This window comes from Olsenella sp. AGMB03486 (genome assembly GCF_040884255.1).
GTDB lineage: Bacteria > Actinomycetota > Coriobacteriia > Coriobacteriales > Atopobiaceae > Olsenella_L > Olsenella_L kribbiana.
Genome location: NZ_JBEVTM010000010.1, coordinates 79,908 through 87,574 on the forward strand (window position 1 = coordinate 79,908; position 7,667 = coordinate 87,574).

8 protein-coding genes and 2 pseudogenes are annotated in these 7,667 nt (G+C 60.2%); 8 read left to right on the forward strand and 2 right to left on the reverse strand.

Going from position 1 to position 7,667, the window contains the following annotated elements; genetic code table 11:
- Positions 1-13: 13 nt before the first annotated feature.
- On the forward strand, positions 14-910 hold the full coding sequence (locus tag ABVS03_RS06720) for a hypothetical protein (protein ID WP_330971602.1): 897 nt from the start codon (positions 14-16) through the stop codon (positions 908-910).
- Here ABVS03_RS06720 and ABVS03_RS06725 read toward each other — a convergent pair.
- Positions 891-1,187 carry a M20/M25/M40 family metallo-hydrolase gene (locus ABVS03_RS06725; RefSeq protein WP_368018520.1) on the reverse strand — a complete coding sequence of 99 codons (297 nt, stop codon included), beginning with the start codon at positions 1,185-1,187 and terminating at the stop codon, positions 891-893. The genes ABVS03_RS06720 and ABVS03_RS06725 overlap by 20 nt on opposite strands.
- Between ABVS03_RS06725 and ABVS03_RS06730 the strand changes: the two genes are divergently transcribed.
- Positions 1,075-1,503 (forward strand): hypothetical protein, encoded by a 429-nt coding sequence (locus tag ABVS03_RS06730; RefSeq protein WP_368018522.1) that lies wholly within the window; start codon positions 1,075-1,077, stop codon positions 1,501-1,503. The two genes, ABVS03_RS06725 and ABVS03_RS06730, sit on opposite strands and share 113 nt — an antisense overlap.
- Before the next feature lie 91 nt (positions 1,504-1,594).
- Here the strand turns inward: ABVS03_RS06730 and ABVS03_RS06735 are convergent, their stop codons facing one another.
- On the reverse strand, positions 1,595-2,248 hold the full coding sequence (locus ABVS03_RS06735; RefSeq protein WP_368018512.1) for a transcriptional regulator: 654 nt from the start codon (positions 2,246-2,248) through the stop codon (positions 1,595-1,597).
- Between the two features lie 164 nt (positions 2,249-2,412).
- On the opposite strand from ABVS03_RS06735, the pseudogene ABVS03_RS06740 reads away from it, so the two are divergent.
- The 6 genes and pseudogenes from ABVS03_RS06740 to ABVS03_RS06765 all read left to right on the forward strand — a co-directional run.
- Positions 2,413-4,139, forward strand: a pseudogene (locus tag ABVS03_RS06740) (molybdopterin cofactor-binding domain-containing protein); the annotation flags it as partial.
- A 223-nt stretch (positions 4,140-4,362) separates the two neighbouring features.
- Positions 4,363-5,313, forward strand: coding sequence for a 3-hydroxyacyl-CoA dehydrogenase (locus ABVS03_RS06745; protein ID WP_368018513.1), 951 nt, complete (start codon positions 4,363-4,365; stop codon positions 5,311-5,313).
- Between the two features lie 180 nt (positions 5,314-5,493).
- Positions 5,494-6,126 (forward strand): annotated as a pseudogene (locus tag ABVS03_RS06750) (diaminopropionate ammonia-lyase); the annotation flags it as partial.
- Between the two features lie 122 nt (positions 6,127-6,248).
- Positions 6,249-6,878 (forward strand): AraC family transcriptional regulator ligand-binding domain-containing protein, encoded by a 630-nt coding sequence (locus tag ABVS03_RS06755; protein WP_368018514.1) that lies wholly within the window; start codon positions 6,249-6,251, stop codon positions 6,876-6,878.
- Positions 6,875-7,105, forward strand: a complete 231-nt coding sequence (locus tag ABVS03_RS06760) for a helix-turn-helix domain-containing protein (protein WP_368018515.1) — start codon at positions 6,875-6,877, stop codon at positions 7,103-7,105. The genes ABVS03_RS06755 and ABVS03_RS06760 overlap by 4 nt, the downstream gene beginning before the upstream one ends.
- 101 nt (positions 7,106-7,206) lie before the next feature.
- A partial coding sequence (locus ABVS03_RS06765) for a GAF domain-containing protein (RefSeq protein ID WP_368018516.1) occupies positions 7,207-7,667 on the forward strand: 461 nt, incomplete at its 3' end.

Consider the following 7,667-nt stretch of genomic DNA (forward strand, 5'->3'; position numbering starts at 1 on the left):
AAGGGGGCCCACCATGGGATCTCTGCTTGTAAGGGATGGCGTTGTGGTCGACGGCACGGGGGAGCCGCGCTACTGCGCCGATGTCCGCATCGAAGGCGGCAGGATTGCGGATGTGGGCTATGGCCTTGCATCGCATCCTGGAGATGCCGCGCTCGATGCCCATGGCCTCATCGTGTCGCCGGGATTCGTTGCGGCACCGGTCTTTGCCGATGCGGGGCAGACGCGCGAGGAGCGGCTCCTGCAGGGCATCACGACAGAGATAACAGCGATGTCCGAGGATGTGGCAGCAGGGGTGCTTGCCAAGCGTCTCATCAACAAGGGCCTCCTCATTCCGCTCGCATCGCTCGAGATGCAGGCGCGGACACGGGAGAGCATGACAGATGGCAGCGTCCTTGCTGCAATGGCAGGCCTCCTTGCGCAGGAGCTGGAGCAGGGCGCCTTCGGGCTGGCAGCCTCTGTCACAGCTGGCATCGACGAGGTGAGCGCAGAGGCGCTCTGCCAGGTGCTCGAGAAGTATGGCGGGATGCTTGCGCTCTGCACCGATGGCACGGACGATATGGCACCAGGAGTCCTCGAGATGGCAGCGGATGCGGCAGGCGTGCAGATCGACCGGGCGCCTTTGGACTGCACAGGCGTGTCCGATATGGAAGAGTGCCTCGGCGACAGAACGAAGCTGCCGCTCGAGGAGGGCATCTGCCGGCTTTCTGGCGAGCCCTGCCAGCGCTATCAGATCAGAGGCCGTGGCAGGCTCCGTCCGGGATACCGTGCCGATGTCTGCATCTTCGAGAAGCCGAAGAGCGGCTCGGGCACGAATATGCGCTATGTGCTTGTCGGTGGTGTGCTCGAGGTGGCAGAAGGCCAGATGCTGAAGTCCCGGGGAGGACAGGCGCTCAGCAGCCGCAGCGCATAGAGGAGGCTTTCAGGAGCTCCGAGAGCGCGGCACGGACACGGGCCAGGTCTTCTGTCGGCACATATTCGTTCGGCTTGTGGGCAAGCTCAAGTGAGCCTGGTCCATAGGACATGCAGTTCTTGTTATAGCAGAGCCCTGCCACGATGGCAGAATCCGTATAGCCGGTGAAGATGCCCATTTGCGGTGCTGTCCCGGTGGCAGTCTCGATGGCCTGGCTCAGGGCGGCGAGGAGGGGAGAGCCAGGATGCGTTTCGAGAGGGGGCCTGACGCCGCGCAATGCCTCGATTGTTGGCCTCTCGGTCGCTCTTGGCATGGGCATCGCCCTCACGAGCGGCTGCCTTGCTGGTCCTGGCATGCCTGAGTGGATCTCTGAGGTCTTCGGCGACTCTGCCGTGATCATCACCGCTATCGTCGCTATCATCCTGAACCTCGTCCTGCCGAAGGGCGGCCCGGATTCCGATGTCGTGGAGGCCGTCAAGGGTGCTCAGCAGATTGCCCAGGAAGGCATCTCTGCCCTCTACGAGAGCGCAGCCAAGGGCACGCCTGCCGTCGAGCTCCAGCAGGAGAAGATGGAGAAGCAGAATAAGGAATAGGCGGCATCCTTCATAGTGCATGTCATGAGAAAGGGGACGGCTTCGGCCGTCCCCTTCGTCGTAGAGCTGATGTGAAACAGGAAGGATGTGCCTACTGGTCGCCCTTCTGGCTCTTCGCCTCGTCCATGTAGCTGTAGAGCGTGTACTTGGAGATGCCGAAATACGTGCAGACCTTCTGGCCTGCCTTCGTGACGAGGAAGGCGCCGGAGTCATTGAGGAAGCCTATAGCCTTGACCTTGTCTTCCTTTGTCATGAGCGCCACGGGCTTGCCGACGATGCGGACGCTCTGCTCGATGAGCTCGTCAAGCAGGTCGGTCACGCTGTGGGGGATGGTCTCAGGCTCCTGCGGCATGCTGCTCGAGAGCGCCGTGAAGTCCTCCAGGAAGTCCTTCATTGCCATGAACAGCGTCATGTCGAAGTTGATCGCGAAGATGGCTTCGGGCTCGCCGTTCTCGTCGCGGAAGAAGATCGTCGAGGAGCGCAGCACCTTGCCGTTCTCCGTCTTCGTCAGGTAGGCGAGGTGGTCATGGAGCTTCGAGGGGTCGCTTCTGAGTGCCTTCAGGACGACATTCGACGGGCCGTCTCCGACCTTCCTGCCCGAGATCTGGCCATTCTCGATCGCGACAATCGTGCTTGTCGGGTCGGGTGACTTCAGATCGTGGACGACGACCTCGCAGTTCTTGCCGAACTGGGCTGCAATGCCCTTCGCGAGACGCTTCAGGAATTCGATGTCGTTTGCATGCATGGGAGATGCTCCTCGATCTGCCTGCCGAGCTCCTCAGGCTTGAAACAAACAGAAAGTTTGTTAGACAAACATAGTGTTATTGAATTATAGCAGAAAGATTCAGAAAGGAATCTCGTCCGAAAGGGATAGACAGGAAGCTCCGTGCGTCTGCGGCTGGGCATTGACCGTTCACGGAGCATGCATTCCTCGAGCCTGAGTGCGCAGTCGCCTTCCCGTACAAGGGTGGCGTCAAGATCATGAGCACCGACCAGGGTGCCTACGATACGCGCAAGGAAGTCACCCACATGTTCGGCTGGGACAAGATGCCTGAGAAGGTCGTCGTCGAGACCATGCTCGTCGGCGTCGGCTTCGGAGGCAAGGAGGATGTCTCGGCGCAGCACCTTGCTGCTCTTGCAGCTGTGCATTTCTAGCGCGCCATCAAGTGCCGCTTCACGCGCCAGGAGTCGATCGACTTCCATCCGAAGCGCCACTGCATGTATGTGACGTTCACGCTCGGCTGCGACAAGGATGGCATGCTGACGGGACTCGACTGCGAAGCGAACTTCGACATAGGTGCCTATGCAAGCCTGTGCGGCCCGGTCCTCGAGCGTGCCTGCACGCATGCGGTCGGTCCCTACACCTACCAGAACACGGATATCAGGGGCTTTGGCTATTACACGAACAACCCGCCTGCAGGAGCGTTTCGCGGCTTCGGCGTCTGCCAGACGGAGTTCGCGCTCGTGACCTGCATCGACCTTCTCACCGAGAAGGCAGGCATCAGCCCCTGGGAGATGCGCTACCGCAATGCTATCGAGCCGGGCAAGGCCCTGCCGAACGGCCAGATTGCAGACTGCTCGACAGCCCTGAAGGAGACGCTTCTCGCCGTGAAGGATGTCTATGAGAAGAACGAGGAGCATGCCGGCATTGCCTGCGCGATGAAGAACCTGGGCGTCGGCCTGCCCGATGCGGCCGTGCCAACATCAAGGTCGAGCATGGCCGTGCGGTCGTCTACTCGGTGACCTCCGATATCGGTCAGGGCTGCAACACGGTGTTTCTGCAGGATGTGGCAGAGGCGACAGGGCTTCCGCTCTCGGCGCTCGCGAACGGCGAATGCTCGACCGAGATGGCGCCCGACTCCGGCACAACGTCGGGCTCGCGCCAGACGGTCGTCACGGGCGAGGCAGCCCGTGGCGTCGCGCTCCTGCTGCGTGATGCGATGCTTGCAGTCGAAGCAGGAAAGCCTGTCGCGGAAGGCCCGGTACGTGCCCACGGCGACGGCAAGACGATCGAGTACGACGACGGCACAACGTATGACGGGGTCGGCTATGCAGACGGAACTGTGTTTGTCGCAGGGCACGGCATCCATCCGAAGGAACCGGTCGCCGCGCTTGCTGCCCTCGAAGGCCACGAGTTCGGCTATGTCTACTTCGAGCTGACGGACAAGCTCGGTGCCGACAAGACGAATCCGAAGAGCCATATCTGCTAGGGCTTCTCCTCGACGGTCGTCATGCTCGAGGACAAGGGCAAGAACCGGGGCCGCATCAAGGAGATCTGGGCTGCGCATGATCATGGCAAGGTCGTGAATCCCATCGCGATCCAGGGCCAGATTGAGGGCGCCGTCCTCATGAGCATGGGCTATGCCCTGACAGAGCGCTTCCCCTTGAAGGACGGCGTGCCCCAGGTCAAGTACAAGTACGGCACGCTCGGCCTTTTGCATGCAACCGATATCCTTGACATCCATGCCATCTACGTCGAGAAGGAGCACCTCCTGCCGGTAAGCTACGGCGGCAAGGGCATCGGCGAGATCGCGACAATCGGCACCGCGCCTGCGGTCGCAAATGCCCATCACCAGCTCGACGGCGAGCTCCGCTGGCGGCTGCCGCTTGAGGACACGCCCTACGCAAGAGGGCAGATCGCAGGCGACGAGCGCCTGTCGCTTCTCCAGGAGGAAGCAGCTGAGGATGCATCCGAGACTTTTTAATAAACGATACTAACTATTGTTAGAATGATATCATTTGCGGGTATGCTCCGCTCAAGGCAGGGAGGCACGGCCTCCCTGCCGCTGATTCCAGCCGCATCAATTGGGAAGCCAGGCAAGCACGCTGTGGCGCCAATCGGAAGAAAAGAGGTCAGACATGGATATCAAGGACGTGAAGAAGGTCACGGTCGCCGGTGGCGGCGTGCTCGGAAGCCAGATCGCTTTCCAGAGCGCCTATCGGGGCTACGACGTGACGATCTGGCTGCGCTCGGAGGGCTCCATCGGCCGCTGCCAGCCGAAGATCGACCGCCTGCATGAGACATATCTCGCATCGCTCGAAGCATTGAGGACCGACCCTTCGGTCTACGCCTATGGATTCATGGGGAAAGACGAAGTGTCGCCAGAGAAGATCGACGAGGCGAAGGCTGCCGTCGAGCATGCCTACAAGAATCTCAAGCTCACGACCGACTGGGATGAAGCCTTCGGGGATGCCGACCTCGTGATCGAGGCCGTCGCAGAGGACCCGGCACAGAAGACAGCCTTCTACGAGGAGCTCAAGAAGCACCTGCCCGAGCGTACCGTCGTGGCAACAAACTCCTCGACGCTTCTGCCAAGCCAGTTTGCCGAGGCGACAGGGCGGCCTGAGAAGTATCTGGCCCTTCACTTCGCAAACGAGATCTGGAAGAACCCTTCTGCCGAAGTCATGGCACAGAGCAAGACCGACCCTGCGAACTTCGAGCTCGTCTGTGCCTTTGCTGCCTCGATCCGCATGGTCCCCTTGAAGGTCATGAAGGAGCAGCCGGGATATCTTCTGAACAGCATGCTTGTGCCGTTCCTCAATGCTGCGGAGAAGCTCTGGGCGACAGGCGTCGGCTCGCCAGAGGATATCGATCTTGCCTGGAGGCTCGGCACGGGCGCTCCTGCCGGCCCCTTCCGCATCCTCGATATCGTGGGTCTCGTCACGGCCTACAACATCGGCCGGATGAATCCGGCAGCCCAGCAGGAGGGGACGCCCGAGAACAGGATCGTCTCGCTCCTGAAGGAGAAGATCGATGCCGGCGAGACCGGTGTCGCTGCGGGCAAGGGCTTCTACGACTACACGAAGTAGCCTTTTCGCCGGCTCTGGATGCTCCGGAGCCGGCTTTTCCATCTGCACCCCTGATTTTGCCGTTCGCGGATGAAACTAAATGTGTGTCAGATATGCTTACAAATAGTTAGTACTCTGCTTTAATGAGAAGAGACAAACAAAAAGTATTGTTGCAAGACAATATGTATGGAATGATGCATGATGGAGCCTGAAATCAAGTGGGTTGCCAATAGGATGCCGAAGAGCGGGGACAGAAATCTCGAGATCATGTCGCTCGAGAATGTCTCGAAGGCCAGCGCCTTCCACCAGAGCTTCCCGCAGTAGTCTGTGACGCCGCTTGCCAATCTTTCCGGCATGGCAGAGCGCCTGGGCCTGGGCGGCCTCTTCGTAAAGGACGAGTCCTACCGCTTTGGCCTCAATGCCTTCAAGGCGCTCGGCGGCTCCTTTGCAATGGCACGCTATATCGCAGAGGAGACGGGCAAGGATGTCTCCGAGATGAGCTTCGACTATCTGACGAGCGAGCAGCTCGAGCATGACTTCGGCCAGGCCACGTTCTTCACGGCAACAGATGGCAACCATGGCCGCGGCGTCGCCTGGGCAGCGAAGCGCCTGCACCAGAAGGTGGTCGTGTATATGCCGAAGGGCACAACGAAGACGCGCTACGACAACATCGCGAAGGAAGGTGCCCAGGTCACGATCGAGGACCTGAACTACGACGACTGCGTGCGTCTCGCCGCGAAAGAAGCTTCCGAGGCCGAGCACGGTGTGATTGTGCAGGATACGGCCTGGGAGGGCTACGAGAAGATTCTGAGCTGGATCATGCAGGGCTATGGCTGAAGCGCTATATCCTGGACAGGGAATATCCGCGCATGCCTGCCTCTTTCGGTATCAATGCAGAGGAAGCCCTGAGGGGCTGCAGGAGTCCCCAAGGATACGTTTTCGCGTAGACGCCGAGCATGACAGTGTCAGGGTACTTTGCCTTCATGGAGGCTGTCGACAGGCTGGCAGATGATGAGGACGCTGCCGTGAAGATGGCATCGGCGGAAGGGATCGAGCAGTCCAGCCCTCCGATATGTGCAGCCTACTGCTCGCACGATGGAAGGGCATGCATCGGGCGCCTTGCCCGCTGCAAGCGACTCATCGGACCTATGGAGTTCATCGTGCATGAAGGGGAAGGCACGCTCTCGGTCGAGATGATCTGCGGGGATGCAGAGCTCAGGATGCCAGCATTCCTTGTCGAGGTGGAATTCGCCTTCCTCGTGAACCTCATCGGCAAGGCCACGAAGCAGGATATCTCGCCTGTCGCAGCCGAGATGCAGGAAGTGCCCGAAGACAGCTCGTCTGCAGCCTATCTGGGATGCGCCGTTGAGGTGGGACCGAGGAATATCCTGTCCTTTGCCTCGTCCGACAGGGATATGCCGTTCGTGAGCGCAGACGATGCGATGTGGAGCTATTTCGAGCCCGAGCTCGGACGCAGGCTTGCAGAGCTCGAGACGGACGAGTCGTTCTCGTCACATGTCAGGAGTGCCCTCATCGAGGCCTTGCCGGGTGCGGCGCGGACGATAGCGCGCGCCGTCTCGGCGTGAGCAGGCACACGCTTCAGCGCAGGCTCTCAGACGAAGGCACGACGTTCCAGAAGCAGCTCAACCATGCACGCGAGCTTCTTGCAAAGCACTATCTGTCTGCTGCCGCCTTGGACACTGGAGAGATTGCCTATCTTCTGGGCTATCTCGAGCTCAGCAGCTTCCTCAGGGCCTCTGCATCCTGGCGCGGCAGGAGTCTGCCGGAATGGCGGAAGGGGCACGCGGAATAGGGGGTCCAGGAACCAGCCAGTTATGGTCCTTTGCTCCTGCGATGGACAATGCAGCCTCATGGCAGCATACTGGCGAAAACCCGCAATACCAAGGAGCTGGCATGATCGACTATGAACTGCTGTGCGAACAGATCTCATCCATTGCCGAGGCAGATCCTGCCTGGTACTGCTTCCTTCCGAATGCCTCTGCACTCATCTTCGAGGCAATGGAGCGTATCAGCTGGGCAGGCTTCTATCTGATAAAGGATGGCCAGCTCGTGCTTGGCCCCTTCCAGGGCAAGGTGGCCTGCGTGCATATCCCTATCGGCAAAGGCGTCTGCGGCACGGCAGCTCAGACAGACAAGATCCAGCTCGTGCCTGATGTTCATGCCTTCCCGGGACATATCGCCTGCGACAGCGCATCCCAGTCTGAGATCGTTGTGCCGATTCACAGCAAAGGACAGCTTGTCGGCGTGCTCGATATCGACAGCACATTCAAGAACCGCTTCTCGGCTGCCGATGCCGAAGGCCTCGAGAAGGTTGCTCGGACAATCGGCGCGGTCTGCGATTTCGGGGCGCAGGG